This is a genomic window from Gelidibacter maritimus (assembly GCF_014062315.1).
Classification (GTDB): Bacteria; Bacteroidota; Bacteroidia; order Flavobacteriales; family Flavobacteriaceae; genus Gelidibacter; species Gelidibacter maritimus.
Genome location: NZ_JACGLT010000012.1, coordinates 26,522 through 50,661, shown reverse-complemented (window position 1 = coordinate 50,661; position 24,140 = coordinate 26,522). Strand labels below are relative to the sequence as shown.

The following is a 24,140-nucleotide window of genomic DNA, read 5'->3' as shown; positions in this document are numbered from 1 at the left end:
AAATTTATGACGCTTTCTGAAATCCAATCTCAAATAAAATCTTTACGCTGTTGTGTGGTCTTACCTACTTACAACAACGAGAAGACTTTGGAGCGGGTTTTAAACGGTGCTCTACAATACACCACGGACATCATTGTCGTTAATGATGGATCAGATGATAGCACAGGAGAAATTTTATTAAACTACCCGCAAATAATCCAACTCCATCAGTCTCAAAACGTTGGAAAAGGAAATGCCCTAAAAATAGGATTCAAGCATGCCGTTGATTTGGGTTTTGATTATGCGATAACTTTAGACACTGACGGTCAGCATTTTCCGTCAGATATTCCTAATTTTATTGAAGCACTTGAAGCATCCGAAGACAAAAACATACTGATTATTGGGGACCGTAACATGAACACTGCCGATGTCTTGGCAAGAAGTGCCAAAGGCAATCGGGTATCTACATTTTGGATGAAAGCCGCGACAGGACTGAAACTTGAGGATTCACAATCTGGTTTTCGCTTGTATCCTATCAAGGAAATGGCCTCCATCAAATTCATGAAAGCCACTAAAAAATTTGAATTTGAAATTGAAGTCATCGTCAAGTCGTATTGGGCGGGTATTGAAATTGTACACGTTCCTATCAAAATACTTTATGACATGGACGAGCGTGTATCGCACTTCCGACCGTTTATGGATATTGCACGAATGGTCGTCCTATATACTTGGTTTTTACTTGTTAGACTGTTTTATATCACACCTCGTAATTTTTTCAGAAAACTAAAAAAAAAAGGTTTAAAACGATTTTTTTTTGAAGACTTTTTAAGAAATCAGGATTCTCCCAAAAAGAAAGCATTTTCCATCGCTCTGGGCGTTTTTCTTGGCTTGTCGCCTCTTTGGGGTTTTCATACCGTAATTGTCATATTCTTGGCCATTTTACTCAGGCTTAACAAGCTTATCGCCTTCGCTTTTTCTAATATCAGTTTTCCTCCATTTATTCCTTTTGTACTTTTATTGAGCTTACAAACCGGAAATTGGGTCTTAGGAATCGAATCGCATTACACTTTGGAAGGCATTCAAGAAAACTTTGATTTGATGGTACATTTAGAAGCCTATCTTGTTGGCAGTTTGGTGCTTTCTACTACTTCTGCTTTGATATTTGGCCTCTTGGGTTATGTGTTTTTTTTAATTATTGATACTAAAAAAGTATTGACGCATGGCTAAGTTTTTTTACACTTTATATCAAACACTTAAAAAGTACAAGCCGCTATTTGTAATAGCGTTGATTATTATCTTCGGACTGTTGATGTGGACGGCCTCTACCATTAAATTTGATGAAGACATCTCCAAATTAATCCCGAGCAATTCAGAAAACGAACACTTACAAAAAGTCTTAAAGACCGCACAATTTGCCGATAAAATCATCGTCAACATTGAAAAAGCTAAAGATGGAACTACAGATGATTTAACCGAATATGCCACTCAACTTTTAGATTCTCTTTCTACACAATCGAGTTCATTTATAAAAGATATTCAAGGCAAAATAGAAGACGAAACCATTTTTGAAACCATGGATTTCGTTTATAGCAATGTCCCTTTGTTTTTAAAAACCGAGGATTATAAGACCATTTCTAATAAATTACAACCCGATTCCATTGCTAAAATCACAGAAAACAATTATAAAACCTTGATTTCTCCTTCGGGAATTGTTTCCAAAAAAACCATTATAAAAGATCCGCTGGGCATCTCATTGATGGCTTTAAAGCATTTACAGCAATTAGGAATTTCAGATGATTTTATCCTAAAAGATGGATTTTTGGTCAGCAAAAATGAACGTCATTTGCTCCTATTCATAACGCCTGCATATCCCAGTAATAATACCACGGACAATGCGATGTTTTCCGAACAACTCTATAGATTTCAAGACGAATTAAATACCGTTTTCGAAGACAAGGCGCAAAGTTCCTATTTTGGTGGAACGCTGATTGCCGTCGCCAACGCCCAACAGATTAAAAACGACATTCAGATTACAGTATCCATTGCCATGGTTCTACTGATGACGCTTTTTATTGTGTTCTATAAAAAGTTGACCATTCCCATCATACTGTTCGTTCCTACCCTTTTTGGCGGACTTTTAGCCATCTCTGTTTTATCCGTGATTCGTTCTGAAATCTCTGCAATTTCGCTGGGGATTGGTGCCGTACTATTGGGCGTTACATTGGATTACTCGTTGCACATCCTGACCCATATCCGAAATAATGAAACGGCAAAAGAACTTTTCGATGGCGTTTCAAAACCTATTTTAATGAGTGGCTTGACAACCGCATTGGCATTTTTATGTTTAATGTTTGTAGATTCTTCTGCACTTCAAGATTTAGGCATTTTTGCAGCCATCAGTGTTATGGGTGCGTCTGTTTTTGCTTTGATTTTTATTCCGCAATTTTATAAAGGAAGTTCTACAAAGAATACAAAACGCTCTATAGTTGATAAAATAGCTTCGTACGATTTTCATAGAAATAAAATCCTAATCGGCAGTATTGTCGCGCTTCTAATTTTAAGCGGATTTAACTACCAACGTGCGACTTTTAACCATGATATTTCCAATTTGAATTTTCAACCTGAAACAATCAAATCTGCGGAAGCGAAACTGGACACATTGATCAATATTTCATCCAAATCATTATACGTTATCGCCTTTGGAAATAATGAGCAACAGGTTTTGGAAACCAACGATGAAATTTTCAATCAACTTCAAGATTTAGAAACAGAAAACAAGGTTCTAAGTTATAATTCGGTGGGTGCTTTGGTCGGCTCAGATAAGAAACAACAGGAATCTATCCGACATTGGAAGCGGTTCTGGACTTCAGAACTAAAAGCAGAAACTCAATCTGAATTAATTGAAAACGGAAGTAAATTCGGGTTTAAACCCAGCACATTTCAAGAATTCTACGCACTTTTAAATCACGAATTTCATCCTTTATCAATTGATGATTATAGAAAAATTAATGTGATCCCGATTTCCGATTTTATTGCCGAAGACGGAAATTTTATGACTATTACCTCAGTGGTCAATGTTAGAGATGAGAATATTGATGAGATTAAAAACACCTTTAAAGATTCGGAAAACACACTTGTTATTGATCGGCAAGCAATCAATGAAACGTTGTTGGGTCATCTTAAAAACGATTTTAACAAATTGTTGATCTACTGTGTTATTGTCGTTGTGCTGTTACTACTACTATTTTACAAAAACTTCAAATTGACTTTGGTAACGATCCTTCCTATTATCATAACTTGGTTTATTACTATTGGGATCATGGGACTTTTCCATTTGGAATTCAATATCTTCAACATCATCATTTCCAGCTTTATTTTTGGATTGGGAGTCGATTATAGTATTTTCATGACCAACGGAATGCGCTCAGGAAAATCATCCATGGCTACACATAAAACATCTATTATTTTGTCCGTTTTAACCACAATCTTGGGCGTTGGCGTATTGATTTTTGCCAAACATCCAGCATTGCATTCATTAGCGACCATTTCTATTATTGGAATTCTTACAGCCATGTTTATTTCGTTTGTATTGCAACCGATTTTGTATAATTTATTAATTTCAAAAAAATCTACTGAAAAATGATCTCTCGTAGATTTCGCAGATGAACGCAAACATAAATACAAGAAAATCTATCTGTGGAAATCAGCGTCATTCGCAAAAAAAAACAGTGGGAAATAATCCGAAAAACTTTAAGTAATTTGTCAAGCAAAATCCTTCATTATGGGAACCATCAAAACATCACCAATTACCAGAGTAAAATCCATCAGCAAGGAAGACTTCATCAACAACTATTTCAAGCCTCAAAAGCCGGTGTTAATCGAGGATCTTACGAAGGATTGGCCTGCATATAAAAAATGGAATTTAGATTATATCCAAAGTTTAGCCGGAGATCAAATTGTGCCTTTATATAATAATGAACCCACCAAAGGCCGTCAAAACTCTGTAGTGCCGGCAAAAAAAATGAAGCTATACGATTATATCGAAATTTTAAAAACGCAACCTACAGATTTAAGGATGTTTTTTTATAACGTGCTTCAAAAAATGCCTCAATTACTCAATGATTTCAACTATCCAGATATCGGATTACAATTTTTCAAAAAATTACCCGTCATGTTTTTTGGCGGTAAAGGCTCCAAAGTTCTGGCGCACTATGACATGGATTTGGCCGATTTGGTACATTTCCATTTCCACGGCCATAAAAAAGTCACTCTTTTTGCTCCAGACCAAGCAAAACATCTCTATAAAGTACCATTTACAGTTCACAACTTGGAAACTATTGATATGGACAACCCCGACTTTGAAAAATATCCAGCCTTACAACTGGCAAAAGGCATTTCAGTTGAAATGAAACACGGTGATGCCTTGTACATGCCAAGTGGCTATTGGCATTATATTACCTACATGGATGGTGGTTTTTCCATCACCCTACGTGCGTTTCCGAGAAAAGTGGGGCGTTTGGCAAAACTGTTTTCGAATATTGTTTTTATGCGGACTTTTGAAAATCTGATGCGACGAACCATCGGTCAAGGTTGGGTAGATTACAAAGAAAACCGAATGGTGAAACGCATGAACAAAAATTATAAAAAGAAGCATACAGATGCATAAAAGGCATCACATACTCTATTTTCTTTTCGGTGGGTTATTATTTTTAAGCCTCAGCTCCTGTGGAATTAAAAAATCACTTAACCACCTTCCGGATGTTTACGCCTATAATGCAAATATTCCCGAGCGTACAAAAATAAATGACTCTACGTTTTTTGTTGGCAATAATTTTCTGACTAAAAACAAACAGGGACTTTGGGAACTCTATGTGGAAGGCGATCCATTGGAACGCGGTCTCATTTCTGGACGTTTGTCTCAAGAGTTGATGTATGAACAAGAGGCTGTTTTTATGAATAAAATCAAAAGTTTGGTGCCATCGGAAGGCCAACAAAAATTCCTCAGAAAATTCCTGTCCTGGTACAATCGTAAAATGTACAAACACGTTCCCAACGAATATCAGTCTGAACTTTACGGAATTTCACGCTATATGTCGGACGATTATGATGCCATTGCAACGCCTTATTTGAGAGCAATGTATCTTCATGGTGCGCACGATATTGCTCACGCACTGCAAGATCTCGCCTTAGTTGGCTGCACCTCTTTTGCCGCTTGGGATGAAAAAACGGTGGACGGTGGACTCTTAATTGGTAGGAACTTTGATTTTTATGCCGGTGATGATTTTGCTGAAAATAAAGTGGTCTCATTCATCAATCCCGATGAGGGCTATAAATTCATGTCCATCTCGTGGAGCGGATTTATTGGCGTCGTTTCTGGAATGAATGAAAAAGGATTGACCGTGACCATTAACGCAGGGAAATCTAAAATTCCATGGGTTGCCAAAACACCAATTTCTATCGTAACACGAGAGATTTTGCAATATGCTTCTAACATTGAAGAAGCCATTGCTATCGCCAAAAAGCGTGAAGTATTTGTGTCAGAGGCCATCATGGTGGGTAGCGCGATCGACCATAAAGCAGTTTTGATAGAAGTTTCTCCAAAGGACTTTGGGGTTTACGATGTCGAAAATTCAGATGAGTTGATTTGTGCCAACCATTTTCAAAGTGACACCTATAAAAAAGACCGTCGCAATAAAAAAACCATCCAAAATAGCCATTCGCAATACCGATACGATCGGATGGCACAATTGCTTTTAGAAAAAGATAAAATCAATGCAGAGCGCGCCGTTTCAATATTGAGAAATACGAAAGGATTGGACGATAAAGAGATTGGTTATGGCAACGAAAAAGCTTTAAATCAACTATTGGCGCATCACGGCATTGTTTTTAAACCCGAAGAGTTAAAAGTATGGGTGTCCGCCAATCCGTACCAATTGGGTGAATTTGTGGCTTATGATTTGAGTACAGTGTTTCGTCAGAGACAAGGAAATCCTTCAGCAATGACGGTATCCAATCCAAAATTGAACATTCCTGCAGATCCCTTTTTATCTACAGAAGCTTATAAAAATTATGAAGCCTATCGGACATTGGAAGCTAAAGTAGAACATGCTTTGAACACTAAAGAAAAACTCGACGACGGGATTGTTGAGAATTTGTCCGAATTGAACCCGAAGTATTGGAAAGCCTATTATCTTGCAGGACTTTCTTTTTACAATCAAAAAGACTATCAGAAGGCATACAAAAATTTTGAAACAGCGTCCAATCTGGAAATAACCACCCGGCCTGACGCAGAAAAAGTGGCCAAATATCTTAAAAAATCCAAAAGAAAATCACGATGATTCCTGACATAGAAACCAAGTCTGCAGCAGAAATAAAATCGTTTCAGGAAGCTAAGCTCAAAATCGCCCTGAACTATCTTTCAGAGCATTCTCCGTTTTACAAACGGCATTTTGATGAGCATCAGATTACGGTATCAGAAATTAAAACGCTTGAGGATCTGACAAAAATTCCCGTGACCACTAAAGACGACCTCCAACAATTTAATGATGATTTTATCTGCGTACCAAAATCTAAAATCATTGATTATGTAACGACTTCCGGAACTTTGGGAGATCCCGTGACCTTCGCCCTTACCGACGCCGATTTGGAGCGTTTGGCTTATAACGAAGCCATGTCTTTTGCTTGTGCAGGGGTCACTTCAAGTGATGTAATACAGCTAATGACCACTATGGACCGTCGTTTTATGGCAGGTTTAGCTTACTTTTTAGGCGTCAGAAAATTGGGAGCCAGCATTATTAGAGTCGGTGCGGGGGTGCCAGAATTGCAATGGGATTCCATCATCAAATTTAAACCCACCTACCTCATCGTTGTGCCATCGTTTTTGTTGAAACTGATCGAATATGCCCAACAGCATGACATCGATTTAAATGCTTCAGGTATAAAAGGCGCTATTTGCATTGGGGAATCTTTCAGGAATGATGATTTCACCCTAAATACTTTAGGCGAAAAAATCACAGAACATTGGCAAATCGATTTGTTTTCAACTTACGCCTCCACTGAAATGAGCACGGCCTTTACCGAATGCAAAGCACAGCAAGGCGGCCACCTCCATCCAGAACTCATTATTGTTGAACTTTTAGATGACAACGACCAATCTGTAAAGAATGGTGAAATTGGTGAACTTACCATCACCACTTTAGGTATTGAAGCCATGCCTTTATTGCGTTTTAAAACGGGCGATATGATGAAAGCTCATACCCAACCTTGTTCTTGCGGAAGAACGACGTTGCGACTGGGGCCAATTGCAGGCCGTAAGAAACAAATGATTAAATATAAGGGCACCACATTATATCCGCCAGCTATGGAAAACATTCTCAATAACTTCACCGCTTTAGAGTGTTTTGTTATTGAAATCAGCCACAACGCCATTGGAACAGATGAAATTTTAATTAAAATTGCCTCAGCCACGCCATCAAACCAGTTATTAGGGCAAATAAAAGATCATTTTAGGGCCAAATTGAGGGTCACTCCGATGATAGAATGGTCGGATAAAAATGTGATCGACGCCTTGCGTTTTCCTAAATTAAGTCGAAAACCCATTCTTGTCATTGATAAACGAAAATAATGGCCTATTTTTATAGATACCATGACAGAAAAAAATATCATTTTAAAAAGATCACATAAAAAGCCCATCCTTTGGGACGCTTTCTTTAACGCAACGAACGCTCAAAAACCATTGGTCATCTTTTGTCATGGTTACAAAGGATTTAAAGATTGGGGCGCTTGGGATTTAGTGGCAGAGGCCTTTGCCAAAGCGAATTTATTTTTTGTGAAATTTAATTTTTCGCATAATGGTGGGACTATGGAACAGCCCATTGATTTTCCTGATCTGGAAGCCTTTGCAGAAAATAATTATTCAAAGGAACTTGAAGATTTGGATGACCTTATTAAGTTTTTGCAATCAACATCCAACCCTTTTCAAGCAGAAATTAATCCTAACCAGCTTATTATTATCGGACATTCTCGCGGCGGTGGTATTGCAACTATTAAAGCTTCTGAAGACTCAAGAATCACTCAGTTGATTACATGGGCAAGTGTGAGCGATTTCGGTAAAAGAACTGCAACTTCTGGTGAACTCGAGCAATGGAAAAAAGACGGTGTTAAATACGTGCTTAACGGTAGGACAAAACAGCAATTACCGCACAATTATCAGTTTTATGAGGATTTCAAAGCGAATGAAACGCGATTAAACATCAAGCGGGCGGTAAAAAAGCTAAGCATTCCTCATCTGATCATCCATGCCAAAGACGATCCTTCAGTTAAATATAGTGAAGCAGAAGCATTACACGCTTGGAATCCTAAAAGCATCCTATTTCCTATAAAAAACAGTGATCATGTTTTTGGAGCATCACATCCTTGGCTAGACAGCACGCTTCCAAAGCCATTAAAAATGGTCGTTCAAAAAAGTATTGGATTTATCAATTAATTTGGATTGACTCGTACGTAAAATTTGTTTCTAAACTATGCAGTCAACAATTATGTCAAATGGGTACGCTCATGATTGAAACAATTTATAATATGCACATCTATGAATCTTTATGAATTTTCAGTAAGGATTCTATAATTTAGAACCCACTATTTTCTATGATAACTACTATTTTTAAGCGTCCTATGACTAAGATTTTGATGTTCTTGTCTGTTTTTGTACTGGTATCCTGTGCCACTTACAAACCACAATCAAAAATTTCTGCTCAGGATACCAATTCCACAACAAATCCCACCCATTCATTCTATGTTGTTGGCGGATTGGGAACTGTAGATGTTGACGCCAATCCTCAACTTCAATCACTCCTAAAGTCCTATTTAGATAAAGCTGATAAGAAAAGCACCTTACTTTATACTGGTGATTATCTTCCTGAAAAAGCAACCAAGCATGAAAGAGAAGCTTATATAAAAGCACAAGTTGATCTGGCCAAGGATTTCAAGGGTAAAACTGTTTTTGTTCCTGGACATCATGAATGGAGCAGTGGCAATACTAAGGAAATTGAATGGGTTGAAGATTATTTAAAAGACAATAATATCAAAAATTTTGAAGTGCAGCCTACCAATGTCTGTCCGTTAGAATACGTTGAAGTTGATGAAACCCTCGATATTCTATATGTAGATTCAAATTGGCTAGAAACCAATTGGGATTACGTGGAAGGCATGAACAGAAAGTGTACGGATATTAACACCAAACGCCGGTTTAATGAAGAGTTTGAAGGCTATGTTAAGGACTCTAGAGGAAAAAACCTTTTGATTGTAATGCACCACCCTATTTTTAGCAATGGGAAATATGCGGGTAAAAAAACCTTTCTAGAAAGCATCATACCTTTGCCAATACTGGGCAACATTGTCAATGAGGTCATTGACCTGGGAGGTTTTTCAAAACAAAAACTTACCTCGCTTCGCTATTATTACTTACGTAACGTTATCAGCTCCTTAGTGCAGGACAATGATCGTGTGACCATTGTTTCAGGACATGAAGAAAGTTTACAATATCTGGCAAGTGATAATATTCGTCAAGTCATAAGTGGATCCATAGGGTCCCGTACAGGAACAAAACTATCTAAAGGAACCATTGCTAATATAGGTGGGTCTTTAGATTTTGAGGGTAAATTCACCTATGGTGAAAAGGGTTTTGCAATTGTTAACTACTACGCTGATGGGTCCTCGGATGTGCGCTTTATTACTGAAAATGACACCTATGCATTTGATCTCAATGCGAAGTTACCAGAAAAAAAAGAAGAGTATCCAATCCCATCCTTTACTGAAACTCAGAAAACACTTCCCATAACTACAGATAAGGATAAACTGGACAAATCAGGGTTTTATAAGTTTGTTTGGGGAGATCGTTATCGCTCCTACTTAGGAACACCGGTTACCGCAAAAATTGCAATTCTAGACACCCTATATTCAGGTTTGAAAGTCACTCAGAAAGGTGGTGGCCACCAATCCTTTTCTGCACGTCTTGAAGATATTGATGGAAAGGAATATGCCATGAGGGGACTTGAAAAAGACGCTTTAAAATTCTTAAGATTCAAAGTACCAGGCATTGCCTACGTAGAAGAAGACTTTAAAGACACCTTTGCTGAAGATGTGGTTTATGACTTCTTTAGCACCGCGCATCCTTACATGCAATTGGTGGTAGAGCCCTTGGCAAAATCGGCAGGCATCAACCATGCCAACACCCAATTGTACTATGTGCCAAAACAACCGGGTTTTAAATTCTTGGGACCTGATTATGGCGACCAATTGTATTTTATTGAAGAACGTCCCATGATGGCGCAAAGAGACTATGAAGGCTATACACGTGCAAACCCTAAAGAAAAAGGAGAAGCCGTAAATTTTGAAAGCACCACAGATGTTCTTGAAAAATTAAATAGAGACGAAAAGTACACCATTGACCAACGTGCTTACATCCGTGCCCGATTGTTTGATATGTTGCTTGGTGATTGGGACCGGCATGCAGATCAGTGGCGCTGGGTACAATATGAAATCAATGATGATGACGTCCGCTTCATTCCCATCCCTCGAGACAGAGATGCCGTTTTTTCTAAATTTGACGGTGTCGCCATTCCCCTAATCAAAATGTTGATGCCTGACCTCAGATTTTGGCAGTCTTACGATACGGATATCAAGAATGTAAAATGGTTTAACGCTGAACCCAATAATCTGGATGTTGCATTTTTGAATAAATATGATGCTTCGGTTTGGGTGGAGGAAGCCAAAATAATCCAATCCAATATAACTGATGAAGTTATTGAGCAAGCTTTTAATAGATTACCAACCGAGATCCAAGATGAAACTTCTGAAGATATCAAGCGTAAACTTAAGGGCCGATTGAAAAATCTGGATGACATTGCCAAACGTTATGGTGATATAATGCAAAAAACTGTAGTCATCCACGGCACCAATAAAGATGATAAAATAGAAATTACACGATTGCCACAAGGGAAAACCAAAGTTGTTTTAAAACGATTAAAAACCGATGCGCCAAATCCGATATTTTTTGAACGTACATTTGACCGAAAAGCGACAAAAGAACTCTGGATTTATGGTTTAAATGACGACGACATCTTTGAAGTTTCTGGAGAAGGGGATCACGAAATCATGGTACGTTTAATTGGTGGCCACGGCGATGACGTATTTGGAGTCAGTAATCGTAAAAAACTAAAAGTGTACGATTGGAAACACGAAAAAGCAGAGTTTACAGATAAAACGCCAAGAAAACATTTTACGCCACTTTACGAAACCAACACCTTTATTTATAGAGAATTTATTGAGAATAGTAATGTTCTTTTTCCAAGTGCAGGTTACAAATCAGACAATGGTATCTTTTTAGGTTTGAAAGATACTTACACCAATCATGGATTTAATGGTGAGGATTTTAGATATAAGCACTCACTTTCTGCCAATTACTTTTTTAACTTTGGTGCTATCGAAGCAGAATACGTAGGTCTGTTTGCCAACATTATCCCCAACTGGGATTTTGAAACTATAGCTTATTTTACGAGTTCAAGGTTTGTTAACAACTATTTTGGTCTCGGTAATGATACAGAATATGATAAAGATGCGGTGAGCAAAGATTTTAATAGAGCCCGAATCCGACAATTTAAATTTAGAAGTGGCATTAGCTACCGAAGTATTCATTTTCATGCGCTTTTCGAGAATTTTAAGGTAGAGGAAAATTCAAACCGTTTCTTTACCTCCGATAATTTTGGCGAAGATATTTTTAAAAGTCAGAGTTATGTAGGAGCTGAGGCCGATATCTTGTACGAAAACGCCGATGCCATGGATTTTCCAACCCGTGGACTTTATTTCAAAGCAGTACTCGGATTTAAGAAAAACTTAAAATTAGAGAATAACCAATTTGGTTATGCCGCCTTGAAATTAGGCTTTGATAAGCGATTAATTCCTTCAGGAGATTTGGTGTTGGGATCAAAAGCGGAAATCAGAACCAACTTTGGGGATAATTATTTATTTTACCATGCTCAATCCATCGGTGGAAATTCTGGATTGAGAGGCTATAGAAATGATCGTTTTTCAGGAAAATCATCCTTCTATCACAGTACCGATCTAAAATGGCGGATAAAAGAATACATTACTGCCGTAACGCCAATAACCATTGGGCTGTACGGTGGATTTGATTACGGAAGGGTGTGGCTGGCCGATGACGCCTCCAACACTTGGCATAATTCTTATGGGGGCGGCTTCTGGATAGGAAGTTTAAACGCTTTTTCAGTCAATGCCGGATATTTCCGATCTGAAGAAGATGCCATAATTCAAATAGGTTTTGGCTTTGCTTTTTAATAGAGTTTAAAAAAGTGTTGCAATGAGTTTTGAGATCATCCTTGTATTTATCATTCTTGGAGTAACCATCCTACTCTTTGCAACAGAAGCTCTGCCCATTGATAAGATTGCATTCCTTATCATTGTGGCCCTTGTTTTATCTGGCTTGACAACCCCTGAAGAGGCTATCAGTGGTTTTTCAAGTTCTGCCACCATTACCATCCTTATGCTCATGATTTTGGCCATAGGATTAGAAGATAATGGTGTGATTGATCTTTTGACCCAATCCATTAAAAAATTGAAAATCCTGCCGATGGTTTTAATGGTTCCGGCCTTCATGCTGATTTCGGCGTCTATTTCATCATTTATTAGTACTACTGCAGTAGTAGTTATTTTTATTAAGATTATTGCCCAGCTTTCAGAAAAGTATAATTTTTCAGCCCCAAAATTATTGATGCCCATTTCCTTTGCAGGCATCTTAGGCGGCAGCTGTACCTTAATGGGAACCTCCACTAACCTCTTAGTGAATTCAGTTGCACAAAAATTAGGTGCAGAACAGTTCTCATTCTTTGAATTTACGCTTTACGGCCTTATTCTATTAGCTACCGGCATCGTATATATGACTTTTGCAAGCCGATGGTTACCAAAATCCAATAATAATGATCTTACTGAAACGTTAGTTGATAACACTTTTATGTTTTCGTTGACCTTAAAACCTGAATCAAAGCTTATTGGGACGCCAATTTCGGATGCTAAATTTTATAAAAATCCTGATATCCGCGTTCTAAAATTGATTCGTAATGATATTGTCAATGACAACCCTGGCCCAAATACCACCCTAAGAGTTAATGATAAATTGGTAGTTTTAAGTGATGTCAAAGCCTATGCGTCCATATCAAAAGAGGATTTTAGACTAACTGCCGAGAAAGAATTGTCGTTTCCTGAAAATATAAATGAGGATGAAGAGAATGATACTGATAAAACAACCTATAGCTATGTAGAGTTATTGATACTTCCTGGATCAGAATTTATAGACAAATCTTTTTCGGAAATTAAAAACTTGCTCTATAATGTGGCCCGACCATTGGGCATTCAGAACAGAAGACAGTTTCAAAAAGGAATGCGCTTAAATCTTCCTAAAATCATAAAAAACACTAATTTACAGGCTGGAGACAAATTACTTTTAAAAGCAAAAGAAGAAGAAATCAATCATCTTTACTCCATAGACAATACCATTGTTCTACTGCATCATGAGGAAGATTATAATATCAACCCCACTAAAAGAACTTTAAGTTTAATAGCGTTAATTATGGTGGTGGGTTTAGCTGCAAGTGGTGTGCTATCTATACTTTCTAGTGCATTGGCCGGTGTAGGTTTGCTTCTCATTACCAATTGCATTAACTTATCAAAGATTTACAAAAAAGTGAACTGGCAGATCATCTTTTTATTGGCAGGTATGATTCCGTTAGGGGTTGCCATGCACAATTCCAAAACGGATATTTGGATTTCTGAAGTGCTTCTGAATGCTCTTACAGGTCAGGACAACCTCATCGTTTTAGGGGTTCTTTTTGGCATCACCATGATTTTAAGCGGCTTCATATCCAATAATGCCACTGCGGTTATCATAACCCCCATAGCCATCACCCTTGCTGCTGGATTAAATTTACCGGCAAAGCCATTTATTCTTGCCGTCATGTTTGCGGCCAATTTTAGTTTTTTCACCCCTATGGGTTACCAAACCAATACTCTGATTTATGGAACCGGCATTTATAAGTTCAGGCACTTTTTTATCATTGGAGGATTATTATCTATTCTCTTATTAATTGTAGGCACACTTCTACTATCAACCATGCTGCCCGACCTATAAATTCAATATTATAGTTCCGTTTAATTGCGATATCCTAAAATGAGCCCCCTATTATATCGTTATTCGGTAAAAATTTCAAATTTCGCAGGTGTTACGCTTAGCTTTAGTAATTTTAAGGTTTCAAACAAATTTTTAAAAATGTCAAAACAACCAAAATTAACACGCTTTAATCAAAGTGTTTTATCAAAATATCAAATCTATAACGGAATTTTCATGACCTTGCCATTTGATGCCGTCACGAAAACCGGTGTCCTATTGCCATTATTTCATGAGACTTGCCAAAAAGGCTTTAATGCCGGCGATGACCCTACCACGATAGTCAATTCCTTTTTCAAAAAATACCAAGCCCGACGTAGTCCAGAAAGCCAAATCAACTTGCTGTTTCGTTTCATCCAATACATTGAGCGACAAGTCGTATTGTTTGATGCCATAGAAGATGCCGCATTCCCAGTTGTTAATAATATGGATGGAATTGGCACCCTAAGAAGTTTGAAGGAAAGTGTTTCTGCCGACAATAAATTGGATCTCCTAAAAAAATATTTGGAAGAGTTTAAGGTGCGAATCGTTCTAACCGCTCACCCTACACAATTTTATCCAGGTTCAGTTTTGGGAATTATTACAGACCTCACTGAAGCCATTCGAGAAAACGATTTACTGCGCATCAACGATTTATTGGCACAATTAGGAAAAACACCCTTCTTTAAGCGTGAAAAACCAACCCCTTACGATGAAGCGGTCAGTTTAATCTGGTATTTAGAGAACGTTTTCTACAAATCATTTGGCGAAATCTTTGACTACATCCAAGAAAATGTATTTGACGGCAAACAAATTGACAATAACATCATCAATATCGGATTTTGGCCAGGCGGCGACAGAGATGGCAATCCTTTTGTAACCCCTGAAATTACACTCAAAGTAGCTGCACGTTTAAAGGAAACTATCATTAAGAATTACTATAGAGATGTGAGAAGTCTAAAACGAAAACTCACTTTTAGAGGCATAGAAGATAGTATGTCATTCCTTGAAAAAGAGCTCTATGAACTTATGATTGGGAATGCTTCTGAATTGACTTTAGAATCTTTTAGAGCAGAACTGATTTCTATTAAGGAGGTTATTGTCAAAAAACATCAGTCGCTATATATTTCTGAAATTAACAGCTTGCTCAACAAGATCCATCTCTTCGGATTCCATTTTTCAACTTTGGATATCCGTCAGGACAGTCGCGCACACGACAAAGTATTTACAAATTTAGTGCAAACCCTATTGGACAATGGCAGTACTATTTTTCCGAAAAACTATTTAGAACTCTCAGAAAAGGAACAGGTAGAGGTGTTATCAAAAGTTAATGGAGAAATTGATTTTTCAATAATTAAAGATGCTGAAACGCTCAAAACCTTAGAGATTATTGAGGCGATCAAAACCATTCAGGAGCGTAATGGCGAACAAGCTTGCAACAGATACATCATAAGTAACAACCAAAGCACACTGCATGTCATGCAACTGTTTGCCATGTTAAAACTCGTTGCCTTCCAAGATGAAATGCCAATTGATATCGGTCCGCTTTTTGAAACCATTACCGATTTGGAAAATGCGCATCTCGTCATGGAAGAGTTGTATACCAATCCGGCCTATAGCGCCCATTTAAAATCGAGAAACAATAAACAAACCATTATGCTTGGGTTTAGTGACGGCACCAAAGACGGGGGTTATTTAATGGCCAATTGGGCTATCTATAAAGCAAAAGAACGTCTCACCGAAGTATCGCGTAAGTATGATGTAACCGTAATTTTCTTTGATGGCCGAGGTGGACCACCTGCTCGTGGCGGCGGAAAAACTCATAATTTTTATGCCTCATTAGGCCCAACCATTGAAGATAAAGAAGTACAATTGACCATACAGGGACAGACCATTAGCTCCAATTTTGGAACATTGGATTCATCACAATATAACTTGGAACAGTTGATCAGTTCTGGTATTCACAACAGTTTAAGTGATACCGATTTACGCATGGTACCAGAAAACAGAGAGGTCATGGGCAATTTGGCAACCTTAAGCCATAAAGCATACGTCGATTTTAAAGCGCATCCTAAGTTCATTTCGTACTTAGAGAATATGAGTACCCTGAAATATTATTCAAAAACGAATATTGGAAGCAGACCGACCAAACGCGGCAAATCTGAAGGACTTGTTTTTGAAGATTTGAGAGCTATCCCTTTCGTTGGATCTTGGAGCCAGCTCAAGCAAAATGTTCCTGGTTTTTTTGGCGTGGGCACGGCTTTAAAACATTATGAAGATGCCAATGAATTTGAAAAGGTACAGCACCTCTTCAAAACCTCAAGCTTCTTTAAAACCTTGATCGAAAACAGTATGATGTCTCTTTCAAAATCCTTCTTTGATTTGACCAAATACATGTCTGACGATCCTGAATACGGCGAATTCTGGAATATTATCCACGATGAATACTTGACCACAAAACGATTGATTCTAAAACTAACAGGCTACACTGAATTGATGCAGGAAGAACCTTCTGGAAAAGCCTCAATTAGAATACGTGAGTCTATTGTACTACCACTCTTGACCATCCAACAGTATGCCTTAAAGAAAATTCAGGAATTGGAGAAAGAATCACCAAGGGACGAAGCACAAATAAAAATTTACGAGAAAATCGTAACGCGTTCTTTATTTGGAAATATTAATGCGAGTAGAAATTCGGCTTAAAATTAAGTACATCCTCTAAAGCCTTGCTATTGAAAAATAATTAAGTAACTCATAACCACATGTTTGTTGCTGATTTTTTATCAGAAAACGATGAGTATAAAAAACATATTTAAATATTCTTCGTAAAAACATTAGGTTTTAAGATAATAAATTTTGATTTTTGACAGACAAATGAAAAAACAAAACTTAAATATTATTTCTATTATTAGCGCTGTGATTATTTCACAACGGTGAGGAATGGTACATTAAGTTTAACTATATAACTAAAGCCTTCCTCTTAATTGGAAGGCTTTTTTAGTACAATTCTGTTTTGAAGAATTACGAAGTAATAAGTTCAAAACAGATAGTTGAACTAATCCCACTCCCGATAACTATCGGGATGGCGGGATCTCAATTATAAATAAAGATTATTAAAATTATGAATCAAAATATTATCATTATTAGCGTGATTATTATTAACTCCAGTTAGTTGATACAGAATGCTATTTCCATAAAAAGCCTGTATCAATTATGATACAGGCTTTTTTAATGCGAAAGTTTAGCATTTTGAACGTCATAAATAAATCGACCTAAATAACTGATCATCAACATCATGAACATCAAACTCAAACACTGAGTTTAGTCTTAAACAGTAAATCCAAAACCTTGAAACCATTCGATATTGTATTTTTAAAACTTTAAATGATTATGAACGCGTATTCCAACAACCAAACGGTTATTTTCCACAACGGTGAATTTTTAAAACCTGAAACAGCCAAGAGTAATTTATATAGCCAAACATTACACTATGGCAATGGAGTTTTTGAAGGCATTAGATCTTATAAAACTCCTGAAGGCACCAAGATTTTCAAAGCTAAAGAGCACTACGAGCGTCTCAAATATGGCGCTGAGGTTATGGGCATCCCTTTCCATTATACTGTTGAAGAACTGACGGCTATTACCTATGATTTATTAGAACGCAACAATCTGGCAGATGCCTACATCCGTCCGTTAATCACAACCGGTGCCAATATGGGGTTATATACTTCAAAAGAATCTGTTTTGACCATGCAGTGCTGGGAATGGGGAAAATTGATGGGCGATAAATTATTGCGTGTGATGACCTCTTCGTTTGAACGTCCAAATCCAAAATCCTGTTTTGTTGAAGCTAAAGTAACCGGACATTATACCAACTCTATTTTATCAACCAATGAAGCTAAAGATGCCGGTTATGATGAAGCATTGTTATTGGATATGCACGGCAACGTTGCTGAATGTTCAGGTGCCAACATCTTTATGGAAAAAGACGGGAAATTATATACCCCTAAAAAAGGGAACATTATGGCAGGAATTACACGTTCTACCATCTTAGAAATTTGTAAGGAGGAAGGCATCCCAGTTGAAGAAAAGCATTTTAAATTGGATGAACTCAAGCAAGCAGATAGTTCGTTTTTTACAGGAACGGCAGCTGAAGTTGTTGGTCTCAAATCTTTGGATGATTATGAGTTCCCTCTAAAATGGGCCGATTCACTAGGTTTTAAATTAATGCAGTTGTACCAACAAGAAGTTTTAGGGCAACGAAACAATAAATTATCACAAGTATTATGAGTAATCTAAATAAATACAGCAAAACAGTCACCCAAGACCCTACGCAACCTGCTGCACAAGCCATGTTGCATGCCATTGGATTAACGACGGAGGATTTTTTCAAACCCATGATTGGGATTGCCAGTACAGGTTATGAAGGCAACCCGTGCAACATGCACCTGAATGATTTGGCTAAATTGGTGAAGGAAGGCACAAAGAATGAAGATGTCATCGGATTAATTTTTAATACCATTGGCGTCAGCGACGGTATTTCAATGGGAACTCCAGGAATGCGATACTCATTGCCTTCTCGGGATATTATTGCCGATTCTATGGAAACTGTCGTACAAGCCATGAGTTATGATGGTTTGGTCACTGTAGTAGGATGCGATAAAAATATGCCAGGGGCCTTGATGGCGATGATTCGATTGAATCGTCCGAGCATCTTAGTATATGGCGGCACTATAGACTCTGGATGTCACAACGGAAAAAAATTGGATATCGTTTCGGCATTTGAAGCATGGGGCGGCAAGGTTGCGGGCACCATGTCAGAAACCGAATACCAAAATATAGTTGAGAAAGCGTGTCCGGGTGCTGGTGCATGTGGTGGAATGTACACTGCAAACACAATGGCTTCCGCAATCGAAGCCTTAGGAATGACCTTACCTTTTAATTCATCAAATCCTGCCTTAAGCAAAGACAAACAACAAGAATCGGTTAAGGCTGGTGAGGCCATGCGACTCTTATTGGAAAAAGATATCAAACCTTCGGACATCATTACCAGAAAATCTTTGGAGAATGCCGTTAGACTGGTCACCATCCTTGGCGGTTCCACGAATGCAATTCTTCATTTCTTAGCCATTGCGAGAGCGGCACAAATAGACTTTACACTTAAAGACTTTCAAAATATAAGTGATAACACACCATTTTTGGCCGATTTGAAACCAAGCGGTAAATATCTTATGGAAGATGTACATGCTGTTGGTGGTATCCCTGCTGTTTTAAAATATCTCCTGAAAAAAGGAATGCTCCACGGCGATTGTATGACCGTTACCGGGAAAACAATGGCAGAAAACCTACTGGAGGTTGACGATTTAAAAGAAGACCAAGATGTGATCATGCCCATAGAAAAGCCAATTAAGATTTCTGGACATTTACGTATGCTCTATGGCAATTTAGCTCCAGAAGGAAGTGTGGCCAAAATAACCGGAAAAGAAGGCTTGAGATTTATTGGAAAAGCTAAAGTATTTGAAGGTGAATACGCAGCAAACGATGGCATCAGAGATGGGAAGGTAGAAAAAGGAGATGTTGTTGTTATTCGCTATGAAGGACCAAAAGGTGGTCCGGGAATGCCTGAAATGTTAAAACCAACTGCGGCCATCATTGGCGCAGGATTAGGTCAAGATGTCGCATTGATTACCGATGGACGATTTTCAGGAGGGACCCATGGTTTTGTGGTGGGGCATATTACACCTGAAGCACAAGAGGGTGGGCCGATTGCCTTAGTCAAGGACGGTGATATGATTATCATTGACGCCGAAACCAACACCATAACCTTAGAAGTATCAGAAGAAGAGCTGCAAGACAGACACTCAAAATGGGAGGCACCTGCGTTAAAATTTGATCGAGGGGTGCTATATAAATATGCAAGAACAGTATCATCGGCATCAAAAGGATGTGTTACCGATGAATTCTAAACAAATTCCTGCACAGTCAGGGATCTTATTAATTGAAGTAAGATTATGAAAGACACACAAACATTGAATAAAGAAGAAAAATCAGTAACTACTACCGAACGTATCTCAGGTAGCGAAGCCATCATCAGATGTCTTCTAGCTGAAGGCGTGGACCTGCTTTATGGATATCCAGGCGGAGCCATCATGCCAGTTTATGATGAGCTTTATAAATTTAGAGATCAAATTCACCACGTTTTGGCGCGTCATGAACAAGGCGCTGCCCATGCTGCCCAAGGCTATGCACGCATTTCAGGAAAAGTTGGTGTGGCCATTGCCACTTCCGGACCTGGAGCTACAAACCTCATTACGGGCATTGCCGATGCACAAATAGATTCTACACCATTGGTGTGCATTACTGGTCAAGTAGCCTCACATTTATTGGGTAGCGATGCGTTTCAGGAAACAGATATCATTGGTATCTCCACCCCAGTTACCAAATGGAATCATCAAATAACCAAGGCCTCGCAAATTCCTGAAGTCATTGCCAAGGCATTTTATATTGCGAGAAGCGGACGTCCAGGACCAGTACTGATTGACATTACAAAAGATGCCCAATTTGAAGAGTTCGATTTTTCCTATGAAAAATGCAAAGGCGTTAGAAGTTATAATCCTGTTCCAGAAACGGATATTGACGATGTGAAAGCCGCAGCACTTTTAATAAACTCAGCTAAAAAACCATTAATTGTCTGGGGACAAGGTGTTATTTTAAGTGAAGCCGAAAAGGAATTGATGGCAGTTATTGAAAAAGCCGGCATCCCATCGGCGTGGACCATTCTTGGTGCTTCTGCCGTTCCAACAACACACCCACTAAATGTAGGTATGGTGGGAATGCACGGTAATTATGCTCCTAATGTGTTGACCAATGAGTGTGATGTTCTGATCGCTATTGGAATGCGATTTGACGATCGCGTGACCGGAAATCTGGATACCTATGCCAAACAAGCAAAAATTATTCACTTTGAAATTGATCCGGCTGAGATTGACAAAAACGTAAAAACCGACGTAGCTGTTTTGGGTGATGCCAAAGACAGTCTTTCAAAACTATTGCCATTGCTAAATCCAAATTCCCATTCAGAATGGCACCAACAATTTAAAGATCTCTATGCTATAGAATACAATAAAGTAATCAAGGACGATTTGCATCCTACAAAGGAAGGTCTGACTATGGGCGAAGTGCTCAAGGAGATCAATGTCCAGTCTCAAGGAAACGCAGCCATTGTAACTGACGTTGGGCAACACCAAATGATTGCCTGCCGTTATGCTGAATTTACCACTACCAGAAGTAATATTACATCTGGCGGATTGGGAACAATGGGCTTTGCCCTTCCGGCAGCCATCGGTGCAAAAATGTCGGCGCCAGAGCGCGATGTTGTTGCAATTATTGGCGATGGTGGGTTTCAAATGAACATTCAGGAACTGGGCACCATATTTCAACAAAAAGTACCGGTTAAGATTGTGGTTTTAAACAACGAGTTTTTAGGGATGGTACGCCAATGGCAACAATTGTTTTTTGACAAGCGCTATGCATCGACAGAAATGATCAATCCCGATTTTATTGCCATTGCTAAGGGCTATTATATTGATGCTCAAAAAGTGACCAAAAGAACCGATTTGAAAAAAGCTGTTGAAGAAATGATGACTTCCGAAGGCCCTTACTTTTTAGAGGTAGCCGTAGAAAAAGAAGATAATGTCTTTCCTATGATTCCGAGTGGCGCTAGTGTTTCTGATGTGCGATTGGAATAATTGGAAGTGTAAAACATAACGTTTGAAAAACATATTTAACAGAGAAAAGAGCCTAAGAATACAGATTAAAACGTGAATAAAAAACGCAAATCTATTTTCTGTGCGCTAACATCAAATATTCAAAAATAATGAGTGAAGAAAAAAAACTATATACCGTTTCTGTTTACACCGAAAATAACATCGGTTTACTAAATCGTATCTCGGCTATTTTTCAAAGACGCCATCTCAATCTGGACAGCATTAACATTTCCACCTCAGAGATTGAAAACGTTTCAAAGTGGACCATTGTATTACAACTTTCGGAAGAACGCGTAAAGAAAGTCATTGGTCAAATCGAGAAACAAATTGAGGTTATCAAAGCGTATTACCATACCGAGGAAGAGACCATCTATCAAGAGTCTTGCTTGTTTAAAATCAAATCGCATTTACTTTTTGACGAACGTCAAATTCAAAACATCATTAAAGAAAGCAATGCGCGGATTGTTACCGTGAACAAAGAGTTTTTTGTCATTGAAAAATCTGGTCGAAAAGAAGAAATAGAATTATTACATCGTGAATTAAGTGTTTTTGGAATCATGCAATTTACCCGTTCGGGACGCATTGCTGTGACCAAGGACGAAATGAAAATATCAAAAATGCTCGAAGCATTTCAACATTAAAAATCAAAATAAAATGTCAAATTATTTCAACACATTACCGTTAAGATTACAATTGGAGCAATTAGGAAAATGCCGATTTATGGAGGCTTCAGAATTTGAAGATGGCATCAATGCACTCAAAGGAAAGAAAATAGTAATTGTAGGCTGTGGCGCACAAGGATTAAACCAAGGTTTAAACATGCGCGATTCCGGTCTGGATATTTCTTATGCTTTGCGCGACGCTGCCATTAAAGAGCAACGTGCGTCGTATAAAAACGCAACGTCCAACGGATTTACCGCTGGCACTTATGAAGAGTTGATCCCGACCGCAGATTTAGTCTTAAATCTTACACCAGACAAGCAGCATACCGATGTTGTGAAAACAGTTATGCCATTCATGAAAAAAGGCGCTACCCTAAGCTATTCACATGGTTTTAATATTGTAGAAGAAGGCACGAAAATTCGTGAGGATCTTACGGTTATCATGGTAGCGCCAAAGTGTCCGGGCACAGAGGTTCGCGAAGAGTATAAGCGCGGTTTTGGTGTGCCTACCTTAATTGCAGTACATCCTGAAAACGACCCAGAACAAAAAGGTCTGGAACAGGCAAAAGCCTATGCCGTTGCTACTGGAGGCGATAGAGCGGGTGTTTTGGAATCCTCATTCATAGCTGAAGTAAAGAGTGACTTAATGGGTGAACAGACCATTCTTTGTGGTGTGCTTCAAACGGGCTCTATCCTTGCATTCGACAAAATGGTTGAAGAAGGTGTCGATGCCAATTACGCGGCTAAATTGATTCAATTGGGTTGGGAGACCATCACTGAAGCCTTGAAACATGGCGGGATTACCAATATGATGGACCGTTTATCAAACCCTGCAAAGATCAAAGCCTTTAAAATGGCTGAGGAATTAAAGACCATTATGAAACCCCTGTTTGAAAAACACATGGACGATATCATTTCCGGTCACTTCTCACAAACCATGATGGAGGATTGGGCCAATGATGATGTCAATCTTTTAAAATGGCGTGCTGCAACTGGCGAAACTGCATTTGAGAAAACAGAATTGACCACCGATCATATTTCAGAGCAAACCTATTTTGATCACGGTGTACTCATGGTAGCTTTCGTGAAATCGGGAGTAGAATTAGCGTTTGATACTATGGTAAGTGCTGGTATTATTGAAGATTCAGCTTATTACGAATCCTTACATGAACTACCATTGATTGCCAATACCATCGCAAGAAAAAAACTATTCGAGATGAACCGTGTTATTTCTGACACGGCAGAATACGGCTGTTATTTATTTGATCATGCCGCCAAACCTCTGTTGGTAGATTTCATGAAGAGTGTCGATCCAAAAACGATTGGAACGTCGTTTTCAACCTCAAATGCAGTTGACAATCAAGAGCTAATTGCCGTTAATGATGCCATCAGAAACCATCCAATTGAAACGGTTGGGAAGCGATTAAGAGCAGCAATGACCGCAATGAAAGTTATAAAAACTGATGCTGAAGTTGAAGATTCAGTTTTAGCATAAAAGAATTTAGCATCCCATGGATGTGT

General features: G+C 38.4%; 14 protein-coding genes. All 14 read left to right on the top strand.

The window, feature by feature from the left end; genetic code table 11:
* Positions 1-6 precede the first annotated feature (6 nt).
* A complete protein-coding gene (locus H3Z82_RS14220; RefSeq protein WP_182206174.1) occupies positions 7-1,206 on the top strand; it encodes a DUF2062 domain-containing protein in 1,200 nt (399 codons plus the stop codon).
* Positions 1,199-3,622 carry an MMPL family transporter gene (locus H3Z82_RS14215; protein WP_182206173.1) on the top strand — a complete coding sequence of 808 codons (2,424 nt, stop codon included), beginning with the start codon at positions 1,199-1,201 and terminating at the stop codon, positions 3,620-3,622. Before H3Z82_RS14220 ends, H3Z82_RS14215 begins: the two co-directional genes overlap by 8 nt.
* A gap of 138 nt (positions 3,623-3,760) precedes the next feature.
* A complete protein-coding gene (locus H3Z82_RS14210; RefSeq protein ID WP_182206172.1) occupies positions 3,761-4,645 on the top strand; it encodes a cupin-like domain-containing protein in 885 nt (294 codons plus the stop codon).
* Positions 4,638-6,317 carry a C45 family autoproteolytic acyltransferase/hydolase gene (locus H3Z82_RS14205; protein ID WP_182206171.1) on the top strand — a complete coding sequence of 560 codons (1,680 nt, stop codon included), beginning with the start codon at positions 4,638-4,640 and terminating at the stop codon, positions 6,315-6,317. The genes H3Z82_RS14210 and H3Z82_RS14205 overlap by 8 nt, the downstream gene beginning before the upstream one ends.
* Complete coding sequence (locus tag H3Z82_RS14200) at positions 6,314-7,603, top strand: phenylacetate--CoA ligase family protein (RefSeq protein WP_182206170.1); 1,290 nt, start codon at positions 6,314-6,316, stop codon at positions 7,601-7,603. The genes H3Z82_RS14205 and H3Z82_RS14200 overlap by 4 nt, the downstream gene beginning before the upstream one ends.
* A gap of 21 nt (positions 7,604-7,624) precedes the next feature.
* On the top strand, positions 7,625-8,464 hold the full coding sequence (locus H3Z82_RS14195) for an alpha/beta hydrolase family protein (RefSeq protein WP_182206169.1): 840 nt from the start codon (positions 7,625-7,627) through the stop codon (positions 8,462-8,464).
* A gap of 158 nt (positions 8,465-8,622) precedes the next feature.
* On the top strand, positions 8,623-12,330 hold the full coding sequence (locus tag H3Z82_RS14190; protein ID WP_182206168.1) for a ShlB/FhaC/HecB family hemolysin secretion/activation protein: 3,708 nt from the start codon (positions 8,623-8,625) through the stop codon (positions 12,328-12,330).
* Between the two features lie 22 nt (positions 12,331-12,352).
* Entirely contained in the window at positions 12,353-14,176 is a 1,824-nt protein-coding gene (locus H3Z82_RS14185) for an SLC13 family permease (protein WP_182206167.1), read from the top strand.
* A 138-nt stretch (positions 14,177-14,314) separates the two neighbouring features.
* Positions 14,315-16,894, top strand: coding sequence for a phosphoenolpyruvate carboxylase (locus H3Z82_RS14180; RefSeq protein WP_182206166.1), 2,580 nt, complete (start codon positions 14,315-14,317; stop codon positions 16,892-16,894).
* Positions 16,895-17,581: 687 nt separating this feature from the next.
* Positions 17,582-18,481, top strand: coding sequence for a branched-chain amino acid transaminase (locus H3Z82_RS14175; RefSeq protein WP_182206165.1), 900 nt, complete (start codon positions 17,582-17,584; stop codon positions 18,479-18,481).
* A complete protein-coding gene (ilvD, locus tag H3Z82_RS14170) occupies positions 18,478-20,157 on the top strand; it encodes a dihydroxy-acid dehydratase (RefSeq protein WP_182206164.1) in 1,680 nt (559 codons plus the stop codon). Before H3Z82_RS14175 ends, ilvD begins: the two co-directional genes overlap by 4 nt.
* A 45-nt stretch (positions 20,158-20,202) precedes the next feature.
* Positions 20,203-21,939: a biosynthetic-type acetolactate synthase large subunit gene (ilvB, locus tag H3Z82_RS14165; RefSeq protein ID WP_182206163.1), complete on the top strand. Its 1,737-nt coding sequence runs from the start codon at positions 20,203-20,205 to the stop codon at positions 21,937-21,939.
* Between the two features lie 128 nt (positions 21,940-22,067).
* Positions 22,068-22,598 (top strand): acetolactate synthase small subunit, encoded by a 531-nt coding sequence (ilvN, locus tag H3Z82_RS14160; RefSeq protein WP_182206162.1) that lies wholly within the window; start codon positions 22,068-22,070, stop codon positions 22,596-22,598.
* A gap of 13 nt (positions 22,599-22,611) precedes the next feature.
* Complete coding sequence (gene ilvC, locus H3Z82_RS14155) at positions 22,612-24,114, top strand: ketol-acid reductoisomerase (protein ID WP_182206161.1); 1,503 nt, start codon at positions 22,612-22,614, stop codon at positions 24,112-24,114.
* The last annotated feature ends 26 nt before the right edge of the window (positions 24,115-24,140 follow it).

Excerpts from the sequence above, each read along its gene's own strand:
- H3Z82_RS14190 (WP_182206168.1), top strand. The coding sequence starts at position 8,623 with ATGATAACTACTATTTTTAAGCGTCCTATGACTAAGATTTTGATGTTC.
- H3Z82_RS14215 (WP_182206173.1), top strand. The coding sequence starts at position 1,199 with ATGGCTAAGTTTTTTTACACTTTATATCAAACACTTAAAAAGTACAAG.
- H3Z82_RS14220 (WP_182206174.1), top strand. The coding sequence starts at position 7 with ATGACGCTTTCTGAAATCCAATCTCAAATAAAATCTTTACGCTGTTGT.
- H3Z82_RS14185 (WP_182206167.1), top strand. The coding sequence starts at position 12,353 with ATGAGTTTTGAGATCATCCTTGTATTTATCATTCTTGGAGTAACCATC.
- H3Z82_RS14210 (WP_182206172.1), top strand. The coding sequence starts at position 3,761 with ATGGGAACCATCAAAACATCACCAATTACCAGAGTAAAATCCATCAGC.
- H3Z82_RS14200 (WP_182206170.1), top strand. The coding sequence starts at position 6,314 with ATGATTCCTGACATAGAAACCAAGTCTGCAGCAGAAATAAAATCGTTT.
- ilvD (WP_182206164.1), top strand. The coding sequence starts at position 18,478 with ATGAGTAATCTAAATAAATACAGCAAAACAGTCACCCAAGACCCTACG.
- ilvN (WP_182206162.1), top strand. The coding sequence starts at position 22,068 with ATGAGTGAAGAAAAAAAACTATATACCGTTTCTGTTTACACCGAAAAT.
- H3Z82_RS14205 (WP_182206171.1), top strand. The coding sequence starts at position 4,638 with ATGCATAAAAGGCATCACATACTCTATTTTCTTTTCGGTGGGTTATTA.
- H3Z82_RS14180 (WP_182206166.1), top strand. The coding sequence starts at position 14,315 with ATGTCAAAACAACCAAAATTAACACGCTTTAATCAAAGTGTTTTATCA.
- H3Z82_RS14175 (WP_182206165.1), top strand. The coding sequence starts at position 17,582 with ATGAACGCGTATTCCAACAACCAAACGGTTATTTTCCACAACGGTGAA.
- ilvC (WP_182206161.1), top strand. The coding sequence starts at position 22,612 with ATGTCAAATTATTTCAACACATTACCGTTAAGATTACAATTGGAGCAA.
- ilvB (WP_182206163.1), top strand. The coding sequence starts at position 20,203 with ATGAAAGACACACAAACATTGAATAAAGAAGAAAAATCAGTAACTACT.
- H3Z82_RS14195 (WP_182206169.1), top strand. The coding sequence starts at position 7,625 with ATGACAGAAAAAAATATCATTTTAAAAAGATCACATAAAAAGCCCATC.